This window comes from Methylobacterium sp. 1973, assembly GCF_040545035.1.
In the GTDB taxonomy this organism is placed as follows: Bacteria; Pseudomonadota; Alphaproteobacteria; order Rhizobiales; family Beijerinckiaceae; genus Methylobacterium; species Methylobacterium fujisawaense.
The window spans coordinates 126,706-149,571 of record NZ_JBEPLA010000002.1 but is presented as its reverse complement, the minus strand read 5'-3'; the positions used below and the strand labels follow the sequence as shown (position 1 = coordinate 149,571).

19 protein-coding genes are annotated in these 22,866 nt (G+C 73.1%); 8 read left to right on the top strand and 11 right to left on the bottom strand.

The features are described from left to right. Nucleotides 1-31 precede the first annotated feature (31 nt). A complete protein-coding gene (locus ABIC70_RS04505) occupies nt 32-571 on the top strand; it encodes a YciE/YciF ferroxidase family protein (protein ID WP_043756791.1) in 540 nt (179 codons plus the stop codon). Nucleotides 572-638: 67 nt separating this feature from the next. Here the strand turns inward: ABIC70_RS04505 and ABIC70_RS04500 are convergent, their stop codons facing one another. From ABIC70_RS04500 to ABIC70_RS04480, 5 genes are all read right to left on the bottom strand, one after another. Beyond that, nucleotides 639-968, bottom strand: coding sequence for a hypothetical protein (locus ABIC70_RS04500; protein ID WP_043355615.1), 330 nt, complete (start codon nt 966-968; stop codon nt 639-641). 331 nt (nt 969-1,299) lie between these two features. Then, nucleotides 1,300-1,677: a hypothetical protein gene (locus ABIC70_RS04495; RefSeq protein WP_043379694.1), complete on the bottom strand. Its 378-nt coding sequence runs from the start codon at nt 1,675-1,677 to the stop codon at nt 1,300-1,302. Nucleotides 1,678-1,885: 208 nt separating this feature from the next. Beyond that, entirely contained in the window at nt 1,886-2,839 is a 954-nt protein-coding gene (gene mazG, locus ABIC70_RS04490) for a nucleoside triphosphate pyrophosphohydrolase (RefSeq protein WP_354438991.1), read from the bottom strand. Between the two features lie 215 nt (nt 2,840-3,054). Next, nucleotides 3,055-3,222: a hypothetical protein gene (locus tag ABIC70_RS04485; protein WP_236952917.1), complete on the bottom strand. Its 168-nt coding sequence runs from the start codon at nt 3,220-3,222 to the stop codon at nt 3,055-3,057. Between the two features lie 100 nt (nt 3,223-3,322). Beyond that, complete coding sequence (locus tag ABIC70_RS04480; protein ID WP_354438990.1) at nt 3,323-5,323, bottom strand: glycosyltransferase family 2 protein; 2,001 nt, start codon at nt 5,321-5,323, stop codon at nt 3,323-3,325. A gap of 49 nt (nt 5,324-5,372) precedes the next feature. Between ABIC70_RS04480 and ABIC70_RS04475 the strand changes: the two genes are divergently transcribed. From ABIC70_RS04475 to ABIC70_RS04465, 3 genes are all read left to right on the top strand, one after another. Further along, complete coding sequence (locus ABIC70_RS04475; protein WP_354438988.1) at nt 5,373-6,242, top strand: transporter substrate-binding domain-containing protein; 870 nt, start codon at nt 5,373-5,375, stop codon at nt 6,240-6,242. Nucleotides 6,243-6,447: 205 nt separating this feature from the next. Further along, nucleotides 6,448-8,151 (top strand): lysine--tRNA ligase, encoded by a 1,704-nt coding sequence (locus ABIC70_RS04470; protein ID WP_043756775.1) that lies wholly within the window; start codon nt 6,448-6,450, stop codon nt 8,149-8,151. A gap of 22 nt (nt 8,152-8,173) precedes the next feature. Then, nucleotides 8,174-8,785 carry a pyridoxamine 5'-phosphate oxidase family protein gene (locus ABIC70_RS04465; RefSeq protein WP_043379707.1) on the top strand — a complete coding sequence of 204 codons (612 nt, stop codon included), beginning with the start codon at nt 8,174-8,176 and terminating at the stop codon, nt 8,783-8,785. A gap of 95 nt (nt 8,786-8,880) precedes the next feature. Here the strand turns inward: ABIC70_RS04465 and ABIC70_RS04460 are convergent, their stop codons facing one another. From ABIC70_RS04460 to ABIC70_RS04450, 3 genes are all read right to left on the bottom strand, one after another. Next, nucleotides 8,881-9,780: a transglutaminase family protein gene (locus ABIC70_RS04460; protein ID WP_043357963.1), complete on the bottom strand. Its 900-nt coding sequence runs from the start codon at nt 9,778-9,780 to the stop codon at nt 8,881-8,883. Beyond that, entirely contained in the window at nt 9,777-12,314 is a 2,538-nt protein-coding gene (locus tag ABIC70_RS04455) for a circularly permuted type 2 ATP-grasp protein (RefSeq protein ID WP_043357961.1), read from the bottom strand. The genes ABIC70_RS04460 and ABIC70_RS04455 overlap by 4 nt, the downstream gene beginning before the upstream one ends. 262 nt (nt 12,315-12,576) lie before the next feature. After that, a complete protein-coding gene (locus ABIC70_RS04450; protein WP_274927532.1) occupies nt 12,577-15,855 on the bottom strand; it encodes a transglutaminase family protein in 3,279 nt (1,092 codons plus the stop codon). Between the two features lie 218 nt (nt 15,856-16,073). Between ABIC70_RS04450 and ABIC70_RS04445 the strand changes: the two genes are divergently transcribed. Then, nucleotides 16,074-17,258, top strand: coding sequence for a zinc-binding metallopeptidase family protein (locus tag ABIC70_RS04445; RefSeq protein WP_354438985.1), 1,185 nt, complete (start codon nt 16,074-16,076; stop codon nt 17,256-17,258). A gap of 24 nt (nt 17,259-17,282) precedes the next feature. Here the strand turns inward: ABIC70_RS04445 and mntR are convergent, their stop codons facing one another. Beyond that, on the bottom strand, nt 17,283-17,744 hold the full coding sequence (gene mntR / locus ABIC70_RS04440; RefSeq protein WP_053608232.1) for a manganese-binding transcriptional regulator MntR: 462 nt from the start codon (nt 17,742-17,744) through the stop codon (nt 17,283-17,285). A 156-nt stretch (nt 17,745-17,900) separates the two neighbouring features. Here mntR and ABIC70_RS04435 point away from each other — a divergent pair, with 156 nt between their 5' ends. Then, nucleotides 17,901-19,229, top strand: coding sequence for an Nramp family divalent metal transporter (locus ABIC70_RS04435; protein WP_354438984.1), 1,329 nt, complete (start codon nt 17,901-17,903; stop codon nt 19,227-19,229). Between the two features lie 47 nt (nt 19,230-19,276). On the opposite strand, the gene ABIC70_RS04430 is transcribed toward ABIC70_RS04435, so the two are convergent. Both ABIC70_RS04430 and ABIC70_RS04425 read right to left on the bottom strand, forming a co-directional pair. Further along, a complete protein-coding gene (locus ABIC70_RS04430; RefSeq protein WP_354438982.1) occupies nt 19,277-19,720 on the bottom strand; it encodes a DMT family transporter in 444 nt (147 codons plus the stop codon). 137 nt (nt 19,721-19,857) lie between these two features. Beyond that, a complete protein-coding gene (locus ABIC70_RS04425; protein WP_043756766.1) occupies nt 19,858-21,546 on the bottom strand; it encodes a thiamine pyrophosphate-binding protein in 1,689 nt (562 codons plus the stop codon). A 288-nt stretch (nt 21,547-21,834) separates the two neighbouring features. On the opposite strand from ABIC70_RS04425, the gene ABIC70_RS04420 reads away from it, so the two are divergent. Then, nucleotides 21,835-22,245 (top strand): DUF1236 domain-containing protein, encoded by a 411-nt coding sequence (locus ABIC70_RS04420; RefSeq protein ID WP_043356963.1) that lies wholly within the window; start codon nt 21,835-21,837, stop codon nt 22,243-22,245. Nucleotides 22,246-22,367: 122 nt separating this feature from the next. Further along, a complete protein-coding gene (locus tag ABIC70_RS04415; protein ID WP_043356965.1) occupies nt 22,368-22,655 on the top strand; it encodes a hypothetical protein in 288 nt (95 codons plus the stop codon). Nucleotides 22,656-22,866: the final 211 nt, after the last annotated feature.

Sequence of the window (22,866 nt, the reverse complement as noted above, 5' to 3'; positions counted from 1 at the left end):
GACGGTGGCCCTTCAACGGAGACAGACCGCCATGGCCAAGCAGAAGACGCTGCAGGACGCCTTCTATGAGACCCTGAAGGACGTCTACTATGCCGAAAAGCAGTCGGTGAAGGCGCTCAAGAAGTCCGCCAAGGCGGCGGAGCACGACGCGTTGCGCCAAGCCTTCGAGACCCATGCGGAGGAGAGCGCCCAGCAGGTGGAGCGCCTGACGCAGGTCTTCGAGATCATCGGCAAGCCGGCCCGGGCCAAGACCTGCGAGGCGATGCAGGGGATCGTCTCCGAGATGGAGGAGGACCTCGACGACTTCGCGGGCAGCCCGGCCGCCGACGCGGTTCTGGCCGCCTGCGCCCAGGCGGTGGAGCATTACGAGATCGCCCGCTACGGCACCCTGAAGACCTGGGCCGCGCAGCTCGGCTACGCGGATGCCGCCAAGCTCCTGGACGAGACCCTGCAGGAGGAGAAGACCACCGACGCGCTGCTCTCCCGGATCGCCGGGACGATCAACGCGGCGGCCGATGCCGGGGAGGGCGAGGCGGAACCGGCGAAGGGCAAGGGCAAGAAGGGCGCCTGATCGCCCACGGGGCCCGGCGCCCCTCGCGGGTGCCGGACAGCGGGGCCGCCCTCCGGCCGGGCCCGGCTCAGTTCGCCTTCTCGATGGCGCTGAGCGGCGTCCAGTAGCAGCGATCCTGCGCGTCCTTCAGGGCGAGGCAGCCGTAGCTCATCGTCCGGGACTCGAGCCGGACTTCCTCGCCGGGCTTGAAGGACCGGCACTCGCCGCTGGCGAGGCTGCCCTTCAGCAACTGCCCGAACCCGGATTCGTCGCCCGCCATGACCAGCTTGAACAGGCGGTCGGTGACCTCCTGGCTGTGGCAGCCGAACCGCTCCTGGACGACCGTCTCGGCCGCGGCGGGCCGGGACAGGGCGGCGGTGACGGCGAGGGCGGCGAGGACGGGCAGGGCGAAGCGCATGCGCGGAACATATCCGCGGACCGCCCCGTGTCGAGCCCTCGGCGCGCCGGGGAGCCGCGGAGGATCGCCGCGGGTAACCCCGGCGCGGATCGCGGCGCGGTCGATCAGGAACGTGGCACCGCTCGGCCTCGGAACCTGGACGGGGGAGGTTCCTTCAATCCGAGCCGGCGCGTCCGGAGCGGGAATCCCGGCGTCGGCGGTCCGCCGACGCGCGCCCGGAAGCCCCTTGTCGAGAGCGCGGGTGCCTCGCGGGATCAAGCCGCCCCCGGCTGCCGCGAAGGCCGCCGTCGCCGGAGTGCCGGGCGGCGAGGACGGGCAGTGCCGATTTGCCCTACGCGGCGACGGGCCTGACCACGACGTCCTCGGCATAGACGAGGGTTGCCATGACGCCGGACCGGATCCGATCGAACACCGCGTCGAGATCCCCGACGCTCTGCATCAGCACGGCGCACGAGAGGGCGACGATCTGCGGGGTGCGATCCGTCCCTTCGGCGAGGAAGTCGCGGATCGCATCGACGAGGGACGCGGTGGCGTCCGCCTCCGCGGAGGCGCCGAGGACATGCAGGCAATCCTGCCGCAGGGACACGAGATTGCCGTCAACGACCGAGACCCATTGCCGGTCGTGATCGTAGATGAGCCAGCGCACCGATCCCGCCGCCACGGGAGCCAGTCCCGCGAGATAGCGCTGAGCGGCTGCATCATCGAACATGGCGCGGGTTTAACGCCCGGCGGCCGGAACGCCAACGCGTCGGATCACCGTTGCGGAGCCCGGCGGATCCGCCGCGACGAGCCCGCAGATCGGGCCGCGGGCGTTCGAGCGGCGCGGCCTGACAGCGCCGCTCGAACGCGGACAGACGAAGGTCCCGGTCGCGGATCTCGCGAGGCGGTCGCCCGATTCGGATCCGGGCCACGCGCCGCTACGGCCCACCCCCCGCCTCGTCGCGCTTGGCCGCCTGCCACGCCGCCTCCATGGCGGCGAGGTCGGAGCGGCCGAGGGCGCCCCCGGAGGCCGCGAGGTGCCGCGCCATGGCGGCGAAGCGGCGCTCGAACTTGGCGGTCCCGTCGCGCAGGGCGGTCTCCGGGTCGATCCCGGCGTGCCGGGCGAGGTTGGCCACCGAGAACAGGAGATCGCCGATCTCCTCGGACAGGGCCTGCGGGTCGCCCGCCGCCAGGGCCTCGGCGACCTCGTCGGTCTCCTCGCGGACCTTGTCGACGACCTGGGCGGCCTCGTCCCAGTCGAAGCCGTAGGCGGCCGCCCGCCGGGAGATCTTCTCCGCCCGGGCGAGGGCCGGCAGCGCCCGGGCGACGCCGCCGAGCAAGTCCGGCGCCGGATCCGGCGCGGCGCCTGTGTCCTGCCGCGCCTCTTGCCGCGCCTCTTGCCGCTCTTCCTGCCGCTCTTTCTGCCGGGCCGCCCGTTCCTGCGCCTTGATCGCCGCCCACTGGGCCTCGACCTGGGCCGGATCGCGCAGGGGCGAGCCGGCGGGCAGGGGCGTGCCGTCCGGGGTGAAGACGTGGGGGTGGCGCCGGACCAGCTTGTCGCCGATGGCGCGGGCCACGTCGTCGAAGGCGAAGGCGCCCTGCTCCTCGGCCATGCGGGCGTGGAACACCACTTGGAGCAGCAGGTCGCCGAGTTCGTCCCGCAGGTCGCGCAGATCCCCCCGCGCCACCGCGTCGGCGACCTCGTAGGCCTCCTCGATCGTGTAGGGCACGATGGTGGCGAAGCTCTGCGCCACGTCCCAGGGGCAGCCGGCGACGGGATCGCGCAGGGTCGCCATCAGGCGCAGGAGCCGGCTCAGAGGCGCCTCCTCCGCAGCACCCGCCGCCTTCGCCCCGCCCGGCCCAGGCCGGCCCGCATCGCGTGTCTCGCTCATGCGGATGGCGTTAGAGCATGGCGCGGCGCAGGGAAATCCGCCCGCCGGCGTGCCCCTCGGGATCGCGATGCAGGTCCGGCCGCGCCAGCGGGCCATCGACGCGCGGGCCCCGGGGGCATCCGACTCCGGCGGCCGTCAGCGCGTCGCCCGGACGCAGAGCGGCTCCCGGGCCAGCGCCAGGGTGAACGACCAGAGGATCCGGCCGACCGAATCCGTCAGCACCGCGCCCCGGTCAGGAGCATGGGGCTGGCGGTCCGGCCCAGCTCCCGGGCACCACGGATCGCCGCCTCCACGCCGTCCGCCTCCAGGTGGTCGCTGGCGAAAGCGAGGCCGCAGCGGCCGTCCGCATGCTCGAGGGTGTGTCGGAGGCAGAAGGCCGGCATCGCTTGGGCCGCCGCGAGGCGAATCACCGGCCGCCCGGGGCGCGGGCACGAGCCGGGCGCCGACGTGAGCGGTGCCGCCGGTCGGCGCGACTGATCCAGATCAAGCGGAGGCGCATGCGCCGCCGTCCGGCCCGCGCGCCGTGTCGCAGGGTGTCGCAGGCCGCCCGCGCCGGGCCCGCCGCCCGCTGCGGGAGGTCCGCGCGAGGCCGTGCCGGGTCTTGTTCCAGCGCAGCGGGGCGCGGACCAGCTCGATCAGCGCCAGCCACGCGGCCAGGCTGACCAGCAGGAAGTAGACCGGCATCCACGGGACCGACTGGGCGAGGTCCCCCCAGCCGCGCCGGGCGCAGCCGGCGAGGGCGGGCAGGACCAGGGCGGCGAGCCCCGTCCCGAACAGGGTGATGGCGAGCCCGGTGGGCAGGTTGTCCAGGAAGGCGGGCGCGGCCGGGATCTCCAGGACCAGGAAGGACCACGCCGCCGCGACGAGGCAGACCGGGTAGGCGAGCGCCGAGGCCACCGTCCCCGGGACCAGCGCGACGGCGCAGAGCGTCTCCAGGCCGCCGAGGCTGCGTGCGGTGTCGAGGGGGCGCCGCCCGTGGGTGAGGCTGGTCTGGACCAGACCTTTGAGCCAGCGGGTGCGCTGGCCGAGCCAGGGTCCCAGACGGGCGGGGGCCTCCTCGAAGGTGGGGCTGGGCAGGTCGCCGACGGTGTAGCCCGCGAGCGCCAGCCGCAGGCCGAGATCCGCATCCTCGGTGACGTTGTGGGCATCCCAGCCGTGCAGCGCCCGCACCACCGCGGTGCGCAGGTGCATCGAGGTGCCGCCGAGGGGGACCGGCAGGCCGCAGCGGGCGAAGGCCGGGTTCAGCACGTCGAACAGGCCGGCATATTCGAGGGCGAAGACGCGGGCGAGATACGAATCGCCGGCATTGTCGATCACGAGCCGCCCCTGGAGGCAGGCGGTGCGCGCGGGCAGGCGCGCGAACAGGGCGGCCGCCAGCCGCAGCTGTCCGGGATCGGGCACGTCCTCGGCGTCGTAGACCGTGAGCAGGGCGCCGCGGGCCAAAGGCAGCGCGGCGTTGAGCGCCCGGGGCTTGGTGCGCGGGCCGCCCGGGGGCACCGCGATCACCTCGAACCGGGCCGGCAGGGTGTCCCGGGGAAGGGCGGAAGCGGTCTCCGCGTCGTCCGCCTCGAGCAGCAGCTTGATGTCGAGCTTGGCGGCCGGATAATCGAGGGCGGAGAGTGCCCTGAGCAGGTCCGGCACCACCGCCGCCTCGCGGTGGAGGGGGACGAGGACCGTGTAGACCGGCAGGTCGGCCTCGGCGAGGGGCGCCACCGCCTCCGGCTCCACCGGGGCCGCGATGGCGAGGGCCGCGATCCGGAGGGCCGCCATGGCCAGGAACAGGATCTGCCCGGCGATCACCACCGCGCGCGTCAGCGGGGGCGGCAGCGCCGCGCACAGGCAGAGCGCGGCGGTGACCGCGAGGGCGAGGACCAGCAGCCAGCGGAGGGCGGGCTCGGGGGCCGTCGCCCGCTCGGGCGCGCGCCGCCGCAGGTCGTGCGCCGCATGATCCGCCACCTGCTCGGGGATGGCCGCGAACACGGCCTCGCGCAGGCGCGTGGGGCTGGTGATCGCCGGCATGGCGGCGCGGCACGGAGCGCGGCCCGGGGCGTCGAGGAGGTCCGCGATCGCCCGGCCCCGGGGCGCCAGCACCCAGGGCGACACCGATCCCGGCGCCAGCGGCGCGAGACCGGCCACCAGGCTGTCGGGGAAGCGCAGGCCCAGGCCGAACGGGATCGGGCCGTCGAGGTAGGGGGCGCCGAGCGCCCGGGCCAGGGCTTCGTAATAGGCCGATTCGGCGATCAGGCCGGCATTCAGCAGAGCGGTCGCCGCGTCGGTCCCGGCCGCGGCCGCCGCGGCGGCCGCCCGGACCAGCAGCCGGCCGTCGACGCCCTCGGCCAGCAGGAAGGCGATCTCCGACGGCAGGGCCGCCGGCCCCGCGGGCGGGCGCTGGACCGACACGCCGCGCTCCCCCGGTGGCCCCAGGACGTGGTAGAGGAGGAGGGTGAGCCAGTCCCCGCCCCCACGCTCCGAGAGGAGCACCACCCCCTCCCGATCGTCAAGAGGCGATAGGACACACATCCCATCCCGGTGCATGGCGGCCGTGCTCGCCGCCGCGCTCCTCGCGGCCCCGGCCGCGCCCGCCGGTGCTGCAGCCGGTGCCACCGCCGAGGCCACAGGTGTCACCGCCACCCCCGCCGTCACGGTGCCGGATTTCTGGAACCCGCGCAGCCGGGGCGAGCGGATCGAGGCGCCCCAGACCGGCCGGGCGGTCCGCTTCCTCACAGACGACGAGTTCCCGCCGCTGCACTTCGCCGGCCCCGACGGCAACCCGACGGGCTTCGTGGTCGAGCTCGCCCGCGCCGTCTGCGAGAAGCTGACGATCACCTGCACGGTGCAGGCGCGCCGCTTCGACACCCTGCTCGATGCCCTCGACAGCCGGCAGGGCGACGTGGTCGCGGCCGCCATTCCCCTGACGGCGACGCTGCGGCAGAAATTCCTGGCGACGCGGCCGTATTTCCGCTGGCCGGCGCGGTTCGCCGCCCGGACCGACAAGGGCCTGCCCGTCCCCTCGGCGGCGGCGCTCGCCGGCCGCAGCGTCGGGGTCATCGCCGGCAGCGCCCATGCGGCCTACCTGAAGGCGTTCTTCCCGAAGGCCGTGGCCAAGGACTTCACCGACCTGGCGGCGGCCGAGGGCGCGCTCAAGCGCGGCGAGATCGACTACCTGTTCGCCGACGGCCTGAACCTCGCCCTCTATGTCGGCGGCCAGGACGCGGAGGCGTGCTGCGCGCTCATCGGCGGCGACTATCTGGAGAACCGCTATTTCGGGGAGGGGATCGGCCTGATCACCCGCCCGGAGGACGCCGCCCTCTCCCGGGCCCTGGACGACGCGCTCCAGCGGGTCTGGGACGACGGCAAGTACACCGAATTGTACCTGCGGTTCTTCCCGGTAAGCCCGTTCTGACGGACTTCCTTCCTGGGCGATGATGCCGCCGTCGACCAGTTCATGCCGGACGGGGCGGCGGAGCCGGGCGCCGCAGTCTCAGGCCACGAGCTCAGGCCACGAGCGCGGGCGCGCGATGGAACCCCGCATTGCACCGTCAGGCGTTCCGCTCCGATGCGAACCGCTCTAGGGTGCGCGCTCCCAATTCGCGTTCATCCCCGAAGACATGCAAGCCGCCCCCCCAGCCCTGACCCTCGACCCCGACATCATCGAGGCCGCCGCCAACGCCGCCGCCTGGCCCTTCGAGGAGGCGCGCAAGCTCGTGGCGCGGCTGGAGAAATCCGGCAAGACGGAGGTGCTGTTCGAGACCGGCTACGGCCCCTCGGGCCTGCCGCATATCGGCACCTTCGGGGAGGTCGCCCGCACCTCCATGGTGCGCCACGCCTTCCGGGTGCTCACCCGCGACGCGGTGCCGACCCGGCTGATCGCCTTCTCGGACGACATGGACGGGCTGCGCAAGGTTCCGGACAACGTGCCGAACCGCGAGATGCTGGCCGGCCATCTCAACCAGCCGCTCACCCGCGTGCCGGACCCGTTCGGCACCCATGACAGCTTCGGGGCGCACAACAACGCCGAGCTGCGCCGCTTCCTCGACGCCTTCGGGTTCGCCTACGAGTTCCGATCGGCGACCGAATGCTACCGCTCGGGCGTGTTCGACGCGACGCTGCTGCGGGTGCTGGAGCGCTACGACGCCGTCATGGAGATCATGCTGCCGTCCCTGCGGGCCGAGCGCTCGGCGAGCTACTCCCCGTTCCTGCCGCTCCACCCGGTCACCGGCCACGTGATGCAGGTGCCGATCGACGCGGTGAACGCCGGCAGCGGCACCATCGCGTGGCGCGATCCCGCCACGGGCGAGCGCTACGAGACCCCGGTGACCGGCGGCCACGCCAAGCTGCAATGGAAGCCCGACTGGGCGATGCGCTGGGTGGCACTGGGCGTCGATTACGAGATGGCCGGCAAGGACCTGATCGATTCGGTCAAGCTCTCCGCCAAGATCGCCCGGGCGCTCGGCGGCGAGCCGCCGGAGGGCTTCAACTACGAGCTGTTCCTCGACGAGAAGGGCCAGAAGATCTCGAAGTCGAAGGGCAACGGCCTGACCATCGACGAGTGGCTCAAGTACGGCACGCCGGAATCGCTCGCCCTGTTCATGTATAACAAGCCGCGCGAGGCCAAGCGTCTGTTCTTCGACGTGATCCCCCGGCACGTGGACGAGTATATCGGCTTCCTCGACCGCTATGCCGGCCAGGACGCGAAGCTCCGCCTCGGCAACCCGGTCTGGCACCTGCACGCCGGCACCCCGCCGGAGCCCGAGACGGTCGAGGGCGCGAGCCTGACCTTCGCGATGCTGCTCAACCTCGCCGCGGTGGCCAACACCGAGGATCCGGCGGTGCTGTGGGGCTTCATCCGCCGCTACGCGCCGCAGACCGGGCCGGAGACCCATCCGGGCCTCGACCGGCTGGTCAAGCACGCGCTGAAATACTTCTCGGATTTCGTGCGGCCGGCCAAGACCTACCGGGCGCCGACCCCGGAGGAGCGGGCGGCCCTGGAGGATCTGTCGGAGACCCTCAGGGACCATGCCGGCTCCACCGATCCGGAGGCCCTGCAGGCGGCGGTCTACGAGGTGGGGCGGCGCCACTTCCCCGACACGTCCGGCAAGGCCAAGAGCCCGGACGGGCGGCCCGGCGTGTCGCAAGCGTGGTTCACGAGCCTCTACAACGTGCTGTTCGGCGAGGCGCGCGGACCCCGCTTCGGCTCCTTCGTGGCCCTCTACGGCGTGGCGGAGACCCGGAGCCTGATCGAGGCGGCCCTCTCGGGCGCGCTGGTGGCCGAGCACGAAGCCTTCGTGGCCGGCACGGCCAAGGTCGCGTGAGCAAGGACCGCAGGAGGGCGTGATGGTCGTCGACAGCCTCGCCGCCCTGGAGGCGATCTACACCGCGCCCCCGGCGGCCGCCTCCACCGCCAAGGTGGCGGATTCGGTCACGCCGGACTACGCGGCGCTGATCGAGGCCTCGCCCTTCGCGGTGCTGGCGACGAGCGGCCCGGAAGGGCTCGATTGCAGCCCCCGCGGGGACCAGCCGGGCTTCGTGCGGGTCGCCGATCCGCGCACGCTGATCCTGCCCGACCGGCGCGGCAACAACCGGATCGACTCGCTCCGCAACATCGTGCGCGATCCGCGGGTGGCGCTGCTGTTCCTGATCCCGGGCTCGGGCACGACGCTCCGGGTGAACGGGCGGGCGGTGATCTCGGCCGATCCGGATCTCCTGGCCACGTTCCGGGTCGACGGCCACGCGCCGCGCACCGCAATCGTGATCACGGTCGCGGAGATCTACTTCCAGTGCGCCCGGGCGATCATCCGGGCCAAGCTGTGGGATCCCGATGCCCGCGTCGATCCGGCGAGCCTGCCGACGCCCGGGTCGATCCTGGCGGCGCTCACCGCAGGCGCGGTCGGCGGCCAGCGCTACGACGCGGAATGGCCGGAGCGGGCGGCCAAGACGATGTGGTGAGGGACGAGTCTGGGCGCCGGCCTGTCCGACCCGCTGCCTCATCCCGAGGGGGGTGGACGTTTCGGGCACCAGCCGGCGGGCCGCTCCGGGATCCCTCACCCCACCAGAGCGAGATCCTGCGTCTCGGTATCGGGGATGACGTCGACCTCGACCTTGAGGCGCTGCTTGCCCGAGCCGCTGACGATGCCGTCCACGGGGGCCACGTCGCCGTAGTCGCGGCCGCGGGCCACCACGATGTGGTCGTCCTGCACCGGCACGCCGTTGGTCGGGTCGAGGCCGAGCCAGCCGTCCCCGCACCAGACCGCCACCCAGGCATGGCTCGCATCCGCCCCGCGCAGGCGCGGGCGGCCCGGCGGCGGCACGGTGCGCAGGTAGCCGCTGATATAGGCCGCCGGCAGGCCCATGCCGCGCAGCGCCGCGATCATCACGTGGGCGAAATCCTGGCAGACCCCGGCCCGGAGCGCGAAGGATTCGGCGAGCGGCGTGGAGACGGTGGTGGCCTTGGCATCGAAGCGGAAGTCCCGGCCGATCCGCAGCATCAGGTCGTGGGCCGCCCCGTAGGCGCTGCGGCCGGCGGAGAAGCTCGGCCGGGCATAGTCGGTGATCGCGGGCAGCAGCGGCACCCGGCCGCTCGGGAACAGGAAATGCACCGGCGCCCGGCCGGCGAGGTCGCGCCCGGCCACCACGGCGTCGCGGACCCGCTCCCAGGCCATGCCGGATTCCGGCGGCGGCGGGGCCGGGCGCTCGACCCGCACGGTGGAGAGCGCCTCGACGCTGAAGGTGGTGTGCGGCGCCTCCAGGGTGATCGCCACGGCCTCGATCCCGAAATAGTCGCGCCGCATCACCGCGCGGGCCGGGCTCGGGTCGATCGTGACGGCGCTCGCCAGCACGCTCTGGCCCTCGCCCTCCTGCGGCTTGAGCCGCAGGGTGCAGCGGGCGAAGTGCACCGGCCGCCCGTAGCGGTAGGTTGTGCGGTGGCGCAGCGTGTAGATCACGCCAGCCCCGTCAGCTTCTCGGGGCGCAGCGCGTTCGGCCCGGTGGGGAAGTAGCGGGCCGCGATGCCGTCGGCCAGCCGCTCCAGGTCGGTCGCGAGCGCGGTGAGGCGCACGGCGTCGAAATCCGCGGCCTCGCCGCTGCGCAGCTCCGCCAGGATCCGGGTGGCGAGGCGGCAATGGGGCTCGGGGATGCCGTCCGCGGCCAGCGCCGGCAGGTCGGCGAGGTGCCGGGTGATCGCCTCGGCCTGGAAGGCGATCGAGCGCGGGTTGTAGGGATCGAGCAGCACCATGTCGCGGACCGGATCGAGGGCCGCCCCCTGCAGGTAGCGCCGCCCGTAGCTGATCTGCGAATCGCACAGCGACAGCATCACCCCGAGGCAGCCGGGCGTCGCCTCGTCGTTGGCGAAGGCGAGCGCGAAGGCGCCGGTGTTGATCGCCCGCTCGATGCGCCGGCCGAGCTCGATGAAGTGCCAGCCCTCGGCGCGGCTCATGTTCTCGTGGGTGAGGCCGGCGAGCGCCGCGAGCTGGCTCAGGGCCCGCTCGGCGCGGCCGGCGAGCTGCGACTCGGTGAAGGCCCGCTCGGTGTTGAGGGACAGGAACTCGTTCAGGTCGGCCAGCACCCGCCACGCCTCGCCGGACAGGCGGGCGCGGAGCGCGGCGGCGTTGCGGCGGGCCGCGAGGATGTGGGACCGCGCCGAGCCCGGCCGATCGCGCCCGGCGAGCGCCTCCAGGGCGAGGCGGGCGGTGGGCAGGTCGGCCGCGCCGATGGCGCCCCATTCGTGCAGGAGGGCCCGGAGCGCCAGGGCCGCGGGCGTGTCGAGGGCGCCCGAGATGTCGGTCCCGACGGCGTCGCCGACGCTGCGCAGATGGGCGAGCACCAGCCGGATCACCGCCTCGCCGCGCTCCAGGTAGCGTCCGAGCCAGAACAGGCCGTCGGCGGCCCGGGCGGGGAGATGGCCCCCGACCCGCCGCACCCGCGGGGCCGCCTGCGTGCCGATCAGGGGCGCGGCGACCGGCTTCTCGGACAGCACCCAGACATCGGCGGAGCGGATGCCGAGCCGCAGCTCGATCGGGTCGACGTCCTCGCGCTCGGAAACCCGGCAGAAGCCGCCGGGCATGACCTGCCAGCCGAGCGGCGTCCGCGTGGCGAAGACGCGGACCACGAAGGGGCGGGGGACCAGGACGAGGCCGTCCGGCCCGCGCTCCCAGCCCGGCATGGTCGAGAGCGGCGCGGCCTCCTGGGCGACGTAGTCGAAGGGCCGGTCGCGCAGGGCGGCGACGACCCGCTCCCGCTCGGCCGCCAGGACCGGGCCCGCGAGGATCGCGTCGCGCCCCGCCCCGCGCTGGGGCGTGGCGGCCGGGCGCAGGGTCAGGCTGTCGAGGTTGGCCTGGGCGTGCGCCAAGCCCTCCAGGTCGCCGCACCACCACGTGCGCGGATGGCCGAGCCGCAGGGGCTCGCCGAGAACGCGCCGGGCGATGCCGTCGAGATAGGGGGCGAGCGCGGCCGACTCGACGAGGCCCGAGCCCGGCATGTTGGTCATCACCAGGGAGCCGTTGCGCAGGGCCTCGAGGATCCCGGGCACGCCGAGCCGCGAAGCCGGATTCAGCTCCAGGGGATCGAGGAAGTCGGAGTCGATCCGCCGCCACAGGGCGTCGGCCCGCTTCAGGCCCGAGACGGTGCGCACGTGCAGGCGGCCGTCCCGCATGACGAGGTCGTCGCCCTCCACCAGCATCAGGCCGAGATAGCGGGCCAGCGCCGCCTGCTCGACATAGGTGCTGCTGTAGGGGCCGGAGGTCAGCAGGCAGATCCGCGGGTCGACACGCTCGGCCCCCAGCGCCAGGCCATCGCGAAAGGCCTGGAAGAAGGCCGGCAGGCGCTCGACGTGGAGGTCCTGGAAGAAGTCCGGGAAGGTCCGGGCCAGGACCATCCGGTTCTCCAGCGCCCAGCCGAGGCCCGAGGGGGCCTGCGTCCGGTCGGCCAGCACCTGCCACCGCCCGTCCGGGCCCCGGCCGAGATCGGCGGCGTAGAGCTTGAGGTAATGGCCGCCGGGGGGCGTGACGCCGTGGAGCGGGTGCAGGAACTCCGGCGTGCCGGCCACGATCGCGGCGGGCAGCAATCCCTCGGCGACCAGCCTTCCATCCCCGTAGACGTCGGCGAGGATCGCCTCCATCAGCTCCGCGCGCTGGACGATCCCGGCGCTGAGGGCCGCCCACTCGGACCCCTCGATCACCAGGGGCAGGCAGCCCAGCGGCCAGGGATGCTCCCGCTGGTCGCCGGCGATGCGGAACGAGATGCCCGCGTCCCGGATGTGCCGCTCCGCCGCGACGAAGCGGGCCATGATCTCCGGCTCGGTGAGGCCGCCGAGACGGTCGAGCAGGCGCGGCCACGCCCCGCGCGGAGCGCCGTCCGGGCCCAGGAACTCGTCCGGCCGGCCGGGGGCGGGGCGGTAGCCCGCGCTCCAGCGGGCGACGCGCTCCCGCGGGCCCTCCGGCCGCTCGGCCCGGCCGCGGCTGCCCGCGAGCGCCGCCTCCATCACGGCCCCCCGGTCACTGCGGCTTGCGGATCCACACAGCGTGGACGGCGACGCGGCCGCAGAAGGGAGCGCGGGTCCCCTCTCCCGTGCGGGAGAGGGACAGGGTGAGGGGTCGGGTCTGCCGGAAAGGGGCGCGTCCTGCCGGGGCGTCGACCCTGAAGCCTCTCGTCACTCACCCCAACCCTCTCCCGCACGGGAGAGGGGGCGCGTCGCGCTCTGTCGTCCGCGTCCGTGTCCGACCCAGATGTGTGGACATCGCGGATCATTGCGGGGCCGGCATCCGCAGGTCGAGGGTGAGGGGGAACTCGGCGCTCGATTCCGGCCGGGGCATGTCGATCCGGCCGGGGGTATGGCCGTGCGGCTGGAACCGGGCGAGGCGGCGCCCCTCCGCCTCGTAGGCGTTCACCGGATGGGTCTCGTAGTTGCGGCCGCCCGGATGGGCGACGTGGTAGCGGCAGCCGCCGAGCGAGCGCCCGTTCCAGGCATCGAGGATGTCGAAGGTGAGCGGCGAGTGGGCCGGGATCGTCGGATGCAGCGAGGAGGCCGGCTGCCACGCCTTGAAGCGCAGGCCCGCCACGGCCTCGCCGCCGCGGCCGGTGCCGGTCATGGGCAGCCGGCGGCCGTTGCAGGCAATAACGTGCCGCTCGGGCACGAAGCCCTCGACCTTGACCTGCAGCCGCTCGACCGAGCTGTCGACGAAGCGCACGGTGCCCCCGCTGGTCCCTTCCTCGCCCATCACGTGCCAGGGCTCCAGCGCCTGGCGCAGCTCCATCCGGACCCCGCCCTGCTCGACCGTGCCGAAGACCGGGAACCGGAACAGGGCCTGCGCCTCGAAGGCGACCGGATCGAAAGCGTACCCCGCCGCCCGGAGATCCTCCAGCACCGAGAGGAAGTCGGACCAGAGGAAATGCGGCAGCATGAACCGATCGTGGAGGTTCGTGCCCCAGCGGACACAGCCGCCGGTCTGCGGCTCCCGCCACAGCCAGGCCACGAGGGCGCGGAGCAGGAGCTGCTGCGCAAGGCTCATCCGGGCGTCCGGCGGCATCTCGAAGGCCCGGAACTCCAGCAGGCCGAGGCGCCCGGTGGGCCCGTCCGGCGAGTAGAGCTTGTCGATGCAGATCTCGGCCCGGTGGGTGTTGCCGGTGACGTCCACGAGGATGTTGCGGAACACCCGGTCGACGAGCCAGCGCGGGATGTTGGGCGCGTCGGGAGCGGGGATCTGGGCGAGCGCGATCTCCAGTTCGTAGAGCCCGTCGTGGCGCGCCTCGTCCATGCGGGGGGCCTGGCTCGTCGGGCCGATGTAGAGGCCCGAGAACAGGTACGAGAGCGCCGGGTGGCGCTGCCAGTAGAGCACGAGGCTCTTGAGCAGGTCGGGCCGGCGCAGGAACGGCGAATCGTCCGGCGTGACGCCGCCCATGACCACGTGGTTGCCGCCGCCGGTGCCGGTGTGGCGCCCGTCGGTCATGAATTTTTCCGCGCCGAGCCGGGTTTGCCTCGCCTCGGCATACAAGTCGGTGGTGATGGCGACCGCCTCCCGCCAGGAGGCGGCCGGGTGGACGTTGACCTCGATCACGCCCGGATCGGGGGTGACCTTGATCACGCCGATCCGCGGGTCGTAGGGCGGCTCGTAGCCTTCCAGCTGGATCGGCAGGTTCAGCTCGGCGGCGGCCGCCTCCAGGTGGCCGGCGAGTTCGAGATACTCGTCGGCGCGCTGCACCGGCGGCATGAACACCCGCACCACCCCGTCGCGGGGCTCGATCGAGAGCGCCGTGCGCACCGCGACGCCGGTGATCCCTGAACCGTTGACGGTGGTCGCGCCGGGACGCCCGTCGGTGAGGGGCGGGCGCGACTCCAGGGGGTCCTGCGGCTGGTAGTAGGGATAGTGCTCCGGCGGCACGTAGGGCAGGGACGACAGGGGCAGGCGGAAGCCCACCGGCGAGTCGCCCGGCACCAGGAAGGCGGCGCCGCGCCGGAAGTCCCAGGCTTCCGAGATCCAGACCCGGTCGGCATCGCCGTCCCTGCCGGTGGGCAGGCTCGCCAGCGGCAGGACGTAGCCCGCGGCCTCAGCCAAGCCCCGCTCGTAGACCCGCCTGATCCGGGCGTCGAACTCCACGGAGCCGGACCGGGCCGCGGCGGGCGTGACGTTGACCGGCAGTTCGGCGGCCTTCTTCTCCCAGACCTCGCTGTCCTCGAAGGCCGGGATGACGTAGTCGGCGAGGCCGAGGCGGCGGGCCAGCGCGTCGGCGAGGGCCTTGGCCTGCGCGATCGTGGCTTCGCCCGCCTGGCCTGCGGCCGCCTCGGGGGCGATCAGGTCCGGATCCCGCCAGATCGGCTGGCCGTCCTTGCGCCAGTACAGGGCGAAGGCCCAGCGGGGCAGGCTCTCGCCGGGATACCACTTGCCCTGGCCGTAATGCAGCAGCCCCCCCGGGCCGAACCGGTCGCGCAGGCGCCGGATCAGCGTGTCGGCGAGCCCCCGCTTGGTCGGGCCGACCGCGGCGATGTTCCATTCGGGCGATTCGAAATCGTCCACCGAGACGAAGGTCGGCTCGCCGCCCATGGTCAGGCGCACGTCCTGCGCGGCGAGGTCGGCATCGATCCGCTCGCCGAGCGCGTCCATGGACGCCCAGACCGCGTCCGAGAACGGCTTGGTGATCCGCGGCGTCTCGGCGACGCGGGTGATGCTCATTGCGAAGCCGAACTCGGTCTTGGCCGGTTCGACCGCCCCCGAGATCGGCGCGGCCGAGCGGTAATGCGGCGTCGCCGCGAGCGGGATATGGCCCTCGCCGGTGAGCAGACCCGAGGTCGCGTCCATGCCGATCCAGCCGGCGCCCGGCAGGTAGACCTCGGCCCAGGCATGCAGGTCGGTGAAGTCCGACGCGGTGCCGGTGGGGCCGTCGACCGCGACGGTGTCGGGCACGAGCTGGATCAGGTAGCCGGAGACGAACCGGGCGGCGAACCCGATCCGGCGCAGCACCTGCACGAGCAGCCACGCCGAATCCCGGCAGGAGCCGCTCTTGAGGCGCAGGGTCTCGGCGGGCGTCTGGACGCCGGGCTCCATGCGCACGCCGTAGGCGGTCTCCCGGGCGATCTGGGCGTTGAGCGCCACCAGGAACTGCACGGTGCTGGGTTCCGCGGGGAGCCGGGCGAGCAGCGCCGCCATCTCGGGGCCATCCGCATCCACCGGCGCGCGGTAGGGGGCCAGCTCCTCGGCGAGGTCCGGGTCGTACGCGAAGGGGTGGGTCTGGGCGTAATCCTCGACGAAGAAGTCGAACGGGTTGATCACCGCCAGGTCGGCGGTGAGGTCGACCTCGATCTTCAGCTCGTCGGTCTTCTCCGGGAAGACGAGGCGGGCGAGCCAGTTGCCGCTCGGATCCTGCTGCCAGTTCAGGAAGTGGTTGGCGGGCGTCACTGTGAGCGCGTAGGCCGGAACCTTGGTGCGCGCGTGCGGGGCCGGGCGCAGGCGGATCACCTGGGGGCCCAGGCTGATCGGCCGGTCGTAGCGGTAATGCGTGACGTGGTGCAGGGCGGCTTTGATCGACACGATGGCTCCGTCTGAAGGATCGAATCCGGCCTCGGCGCCGGTTCCGGACGTCACGGCGGGTCGACCATCGCCCCCCACCGCGCGGTTATGCGACACGAACCGAGACACAAGCAATTTCCGTGCGGCGGCGCCCAGGCCTCCGAACCTCTGGCCGGAACTTTGCCGCCTGGCCCCGCTTTGACCGGCAGGTGGGCCGGGTGCCGGCCCGGGACCGCGCGATGAAGATCTTCCAGTGCCAGGCCTGCGACCAGCCGGTCACCTTCGAGGCGACCGCCTGCGAGAGCTGCGCGCGGCAGCTGGGCTATACGTGCGTGGTCCACGAGGTCTCGGCCCTGGAGCCGCAGGGGGCCTCGGCGCACCCGCTGATGGGCGGCGCGCAGGTCTTTCACGCCTACGCGGATCCCGGACGGCGCTACCGCGTGTGCAACAACGCCGTTTCGGAGGCCTGCAACTGGCTGGTGCCGGAGGACAGCCCCGACATCTACTGCACCGCCTGCCGCCACAACCGCGTGGTGCCGGATCTGTCGCAGACCTGGAACCTCACCCGCTGGCGCCAGATCGAGGCCGCCAAGCGCAGGCTGTTCTATTCGCTGCTGCGCCTGGACCTGCCGCTCGCCACCCGCGCCCAGTACACGGACGGGCTGGCCTTCGACTTCCTGGCCGATCCGTCCGAGAGCTTCTCCGGCGGAATGCCGGTGCTGACGGGGCACATCAACGGCCTGATCACCATGAACATCGCCGAGGCCGACGATGTCGAGCGGGAGCGCCGCCGGATCCTGTTCGGCGAGCATTACCGCACCCTGCTCGGCCATTTCCGGCACGAGATCGGGCATTACTTCTGGTACCTGCTGGTGATGAACAGCCCCACCATGGGGGCCTTCCGGGCGCTGTTCGGCGACGAGCGCCTGAACTACGTCCAGGCGCTGCAGAACCATTACGCGCGGGGCGCGCCCACCGACTGGGACGAGGCCTACGTGTCGGCCTACGCCACGGCGCATCCCTGGGAGGACTTCGCCGAGACCTTTGCGCATTACCTGCACATCGTCGACACGGTGGAGACCGCCTCGACCTTCGAGCTGCACGTGCGCCCGCGCCTGCGCCACGGGCAGGCGGCACCGACCGTGATCGACTTCGACCCCTACAACACCCAGGATCTCGACCGGCTGATCGCGGCGTGGCTGCCGCTGACCTACGCGATCAATTCGCTCTCCCACAGCATGGGCCAGCCGGCGCTCTACCCGTTCAAGCTGACGCCGACGGTGATCGCCAAGCTCGCCTTCGTGCACGAGCGGATCTACGCCTCCCGCACCGGCATCCTGCCGGATGCCGGTGAGGCGGGCGCCGAGATGCTCCGGGCGGTGATCCTGGGCCTGCGCCAGAAGGTGCCTGCGCCGACGGTGTGAGGGCAGGGCGGACGGACGGGCGCCTCACGTCCCCCCGTGACGTTCCGCGAAGGCGCGGAACGCCGCCAGGGTCTCGGCGCTGACATGGTGCTCGATCCCCTCCGCGTCCCGCCGGGCGGTCTCGGGGCTCACCCCCAGCGCGCACAGGAAGCGTTCGACGATCCGGTGGCGCTCCCGCGCCTGGGCGGCGAGCCGGCGGCCGGCCTCGGTCAGGAACACGCCGCGATAGGGCCGCTGCTGGACGAACCCGTCCTCGCACAGACGCTTGAGCATCTTGGCGACGGTGGGCTGCGCCACGCCGAGGCGGGCCGCGATGTCCACTTGGCGCGCCTCGCCGCCGTCGCCGATCAGGTCGTCGATCAGCTCGACGTAATCCTCGACCAGCTCGGACCGCCGCGCCTCGCGGGCCTGCCGGAAGCTCTCCACGTGCCGCTCGGGATCGACCAGCGCGGTCTCGGGCGAGCCCGGCTCGGACGGTTCCTGCATCGGCTCTCCCTCTCGGCACGCACACGCCGCCCCGCCCCTGTCTAGCAAAAACCGGCGGCCGGAGGGGAGTCCCACGCGGCACGCAGAAAACCCCTTGAATCCCGCGGCCGCAGCCCTGAATATAGCCCGAGCTATATCTTTGAGGAGAGGGTGAGCATGGTGGCGCCGAACGCCGGGACGGCCCCCGGGGGCGCCCCGCCCGGGGCGATGAGCCGGCGGACGGAGAGCGCCATCCGCGACGTCCTCGAAGGGCGAGCGGCTGGACGGGGCCGGTTCCTGCTGTTCGCGGGTCCGGCCGTGACGGCGTCGATCGCCTACATGGACCCCGGCAACTTCGCCACCAACATCCAGGCCGGCGCCCGCTACGGCTACGGGCTGCTCTGGGTGGTGCTGCTCGCCAACTTCACGGCGATGCTGTTCCAGGCCCTGTCGGCCAAGCTCGGCATCGTGACCGGCAAGAACCTCGCCGAGCATTGCCGGGACGCGACGTCGCGGCCGGTGCGCCTCACCCTGTGGGGCATCAGCGAGGTCGCCGCGATGGCCACCGACCTCGCGGAGTTCCTCGGCGGCGCCATCGGCCTGTCGCTGCTCACCGGCATGCCGCTGATGGCCGGGATGGCGATCACCGCGATCGTCACCTACGCGATCCTGCTCCTGGAGCACGAGGGCTTCCGGCCCCTGGAGATCGCCATCGGGGCGATGGTCGGCACGATCGGCCTCTGCTACGCGATCGAGCTGCTGATCGCCCCGGTGGCCTGGGGCGAGGCCGCGAAGGGCCTCGTCACCCCGCGGATCCCGGACGCGGAGGCGCTCACCATCGCGGTGGGGATCATCGGCGCCACCGTGATGCCGCACGCCCTGTTCCTGCATTCCGGCCTGACCCAGGGGCGCGGCAGCCCGCGGAACGAGGCCGACCGGCGCCTTCTGGTGCGCTACTCCAACCGCGAGGTGGTGGTGGCGCTGCTGCTCGCGGGCCTCGTCAACATGGCGATGGTGATCATGGCGGCGGCGGCCTTCCATGCCGGCCACAGCGGGGTCGCCGAGATCGGCGAGGCCTACCGGACCCTGACGCCGCTGCTCGGCCCCGCGGCCGGGGCGGCCTTCCTGGTGTCGCTGCTCGCCTCCGGGATCTCCTCCTCGGTGGTGGGGACGCTCGCCGGCCAGCTGGTGATGCAGGGCTTCACCGGCTGGCGCATCCCGCTCCTCGTGCGCCGGCTCGTGACCATGCTGCCCGCCTTCGTGGTGGTGGCGATCGGCGTCGATCCGACCCGGGCGCTGGTCCTGTCCCAGGTGGTGCTGTCGCTGGCCCTGCCGGTGCCGATGGTGGCGCTGGTGGTGTTCACCCGCCGCCGGAGCGTGATGGGCCCCTTCGCCAACGGGCCGCTCACCCAGGCGGCGGCCGTCGCGGGGGCGGCCGTGGTGCTCGCCCTCAACATGGTCCTGCTGGCGGCGGCCTTCGGGATACCGGTGCCGGGGCTGGGGTAAGCCCGCGGGGCGGCCGGTCGATGTGATCGGCCGGCCCGGTTTTGCCCCTAGAACAGCGCGACGAGGGCGACGCCGGCGATCATCAGCACGCCGCCGAGGATGCGCCAGAGACTGGCGGGGTGGCGCTCGAAGCCGACCCACCCGAAATTGTCCAGCACGATCGATGTGGCGACCCCGGCCGTGACGAGGAGGCCCAGGAACGGGGCGGCCCCGATCTGGCGGGCCACGACGAACTGCGCCAGAATGATGCCTCCGCCCAGGACCCCGCCGAACCACGCCCACCAGGGCATCCCGAGGGCTTGCGCGGCCGTCGGCCAGACGAGCCTCCCGGAGATGAGCCCCACCGCGAGGATGCAACTCGCGGTCCCGGCGGCGACCACGAGGCCGGCGACCAGCGATTCGGCCAGCCCCTTCGACAGCGTCCCGTTCTGTCCGGCCTGGACGGCGTTGGCCACGCCGGCCAGCAGCGCGAAACCGTAGAGGTACCACATGGCTGAGATCCCGCCCGGTCAAACCGATCCCTAGGGCAGCCCGGGCCGGACGTCCGTGTTCCTCGGCAGCCTCTGTGTCCGAACGCCGCGACGGCCCTCAGGCCGCGCCCCTCGGAGGCCGGCGGAGGGGCGGCCCCTCACGTCGCCCGCACCACCACCTCCACGAGGTTGGTCCCTCCCGACCGGATCCCGGCCTCGATCGCCGGGGCGATGTCGGCGGCCCGGGTCACGCGCTGCGCGGGGACCCCCATCGAGGCGGCCAGGGCCGGAAAATCGATGCGCGGGTCGGTGAGGTCCATGGCGATGAAGCGGTTGGCCCGCACCGAGGCGTAGTGCGCCTGGCCCTTCATGAAGGTCTTGAGGATGTTGTACTCGGCGTTGTTGATCACCACGAAGGTGACCGGAAGTTTTTCGTGCGCGGCGGTCCAGAGGGCCTGGGGCGAGTACATCGCGGCCCCGTCACCCACGACGCAGACCACGGGCGCCCGGTCGAGCCCCAAGGAAAACCCCACCGCGGCCGGCATGCCCCAGCCGAGGACGCCGCCGCGCATCGCCGCGTATTGATGGGCCGACGGGCTGTCGAGGAAGGTGCGCAGGTGCGTGAGCGTCGCGGGCGCCTCGTCCACGATGGTGGTCTCGGCCCCGACCGCGCGGGCCACCTCCCGGGCGGCGACCAGCGGCGCGATCACCGGATCCTCGAAGGCCGCATCCGCCGCGGCGGCGAGCGTCGCCCGCCGCTCGGCCCGGGCGGTCACCGCCTGGGCGCGCAGCTGCGCGAAGGCCTCGGCCCGGTCGGCGAGGCGGGGGCGGAGCAGCGGCAGCAGGGCGTCCAGTGAGGCGCGGATGTCGCCCACGGTCGAGAGGCTCGTGGCATAGGTGCGCCCGAGGTCGCGCACGTCGGCCGAGAGCTGGAAGACCTGCACCCCCGGCGGCACCGCCGAGACCTCCGAGTAGAGCACGGTGATCAGCGACTTGCCGCCCAGCGCGAACACCGCGTCGTAGCGCCCGAGGATGGCGGCGATGGCGTCGGCCCGGGTCGGCAGGTTCCCGGCCCAGAGCGGGTGCGCGGTGGGAAAGGGGATGTGGGCCGGCCAGGACGAGCCGTAGACAGGCGCCGCCAGCAGGTCGGCGAGCGCGACCATCTGGGCCGAGGCGTCCGAGGCGTCGATCTCGTCGCCGGCGATCAGGGCGAGGCGGCCGGGCGCGATGGCGGCGAGCTTGTCCGCCAGCCGGTCGAGGGAACCCGCCACCGCCCGCTGGTCGATGGTCGAGGTCTCGCCCGCCGGTACGGCGCTCATCGCCTCCATCACGTCCATGGGCAGGGACAGGAAGACCGGGCCGGACGGGGCGGCGGCGGCATCGTGGAAGGCCCGGCGCAGCAGGATCGGGATCTGGTCCGGGCTCGTCACCTCCCGGGCCCACTTCATCACCGGGTCGGCGATGGCCACGAGGTCGCCCATCAGCAGCGGGTCGGTCAGCGCGTGGCGGAGATCCTGCTGCCCGGCGGTGACCACCAGCGGCGTGCCGGAGACCTGGGAATTCACGAGCCCGCCCATGGCGTGGCCGAGGCCGCCCGCCGTGTGCAGGTTGAGGAAGGCGGGCCGCCGGGCGCCCTGCGCGTAGCCGTCCGCCATCGCCACCGCGGTCGCCTCCTGCAGGGCGAGGATGTAGGCGATGTCCGGCGCCTCGGTGAGCGCGTCGATGAGCGGCAATTCGGTGGTGCCGGGATTGCCGAAGATGTAGCGCACCCCCTCCGAGCGCAGCACCTCCACCAGGAGGTCGGCGCCCCGGCGCCGGCCGGCGGTCTCCACGGTCTCGATCGACATGCCCTGTCCTCTCCGGCGGAATCAGCGGGAGGCTAAACCATGGGCGGGCCGGGGCAATGCCGCGGCTCCGCCCGCATCCCGAGAGCCGACCGAGAGCCGAACCGTCACGCCGAGCGTGAAGAGGGGGCCGGAAGAGGGGGCCGGCGCCCGATGCGGCCCCCTTGCGGACGGCGTGCGGCGGGCCGCAACCGATCGGCAGCCTTTCTGGCGTAACCTGCCGTGGCCGGGATGCTCCCGCCCCCTCAGGCGCAGGCCTGAAGGTCCATGCCACCGACCAGGACGACACCCATGCGGATCGCGGCTCCCCTTGCGCTCCTGGCCACGCTGGGCCTCCCCGCCATCGCGCAGGCGCAAGGCTTGGAGCGCGGCGCCCAGGAGGGCGCCTCGCGCGGCGAGGAGATGGCGGGCCCCCTCGGGGCGATCGTCGGCGGCGCGATCGGTGCCGCCGTGGGCACGGCCAACGGCATCCTCGGCGTCGACCGGCGGGAGCGATTCCGCATCTACGCCCTCGGCGAGCGCCGCCCGTCCGTCGCCCTCGCGGGCCCCGTTCGGGTCGGAACCGTGCTACCGGAAGAGGGCGTCGTGTATTACGATGTCCCGCGCGAGTTCGCTTTGCCGGAGTACAGCTACACGATCGTCAACGGCCATCCGGTGCTCGTCGAGCCGCGCACGCGCCGCATCGTGGAGGTGATCGACTGACGGTTCCCTCCCGGTGGGCGCGGCTGGCGCGGCTGAGGGATTCGGCGAGATGGCGCGGGCGATCCGCTGCGGAGGACACAGGTGGCCCAGACCGCGATCCTGTCGGCGCCCCCGGTGACGGGATGAGCGCGCGCAACACCGCAGAGGCCGATCGGAGACACTGGTTCTACGACAACCGGCTCCTGGTCTGCGCGTTCTGTCTGCTCGCGTTCGTGGTCATCTTCTGGCAGGTGAGCCGGTTCGAAGGCTTCCAGCCCATCTTCACCTGCGCCCGGGATCAGGACGTCGATCGCGGGCTGCTCTCCGCCGGGATGCGGGCGTGCATGAGCGACGCGACCTCGCAGGCCGCCCAGGCCCGCTGCATGCACGTCGTCTACGTGCTGGCCTGCACGGAGGAGCGCTGGCGCTGACGCCGCCGCGTCAGGGCGCGCCAAACGCTCCCCCAGGCCGAGCGCCAGGGACGCCGCGGGCCCGGGGGCATCGGCGAGACGGATCGCCGTGCGGGCGACGCGGTTGCGCAGGCGCCGGGCCCGCCAGAGGGCGCCGGTCTCCACCGCGAGGCCGCGGGCGTAGAGGCTGGCGCGCAGGCTGCGGGCGTCGCAGGCCGGCGGCCTCGACGGC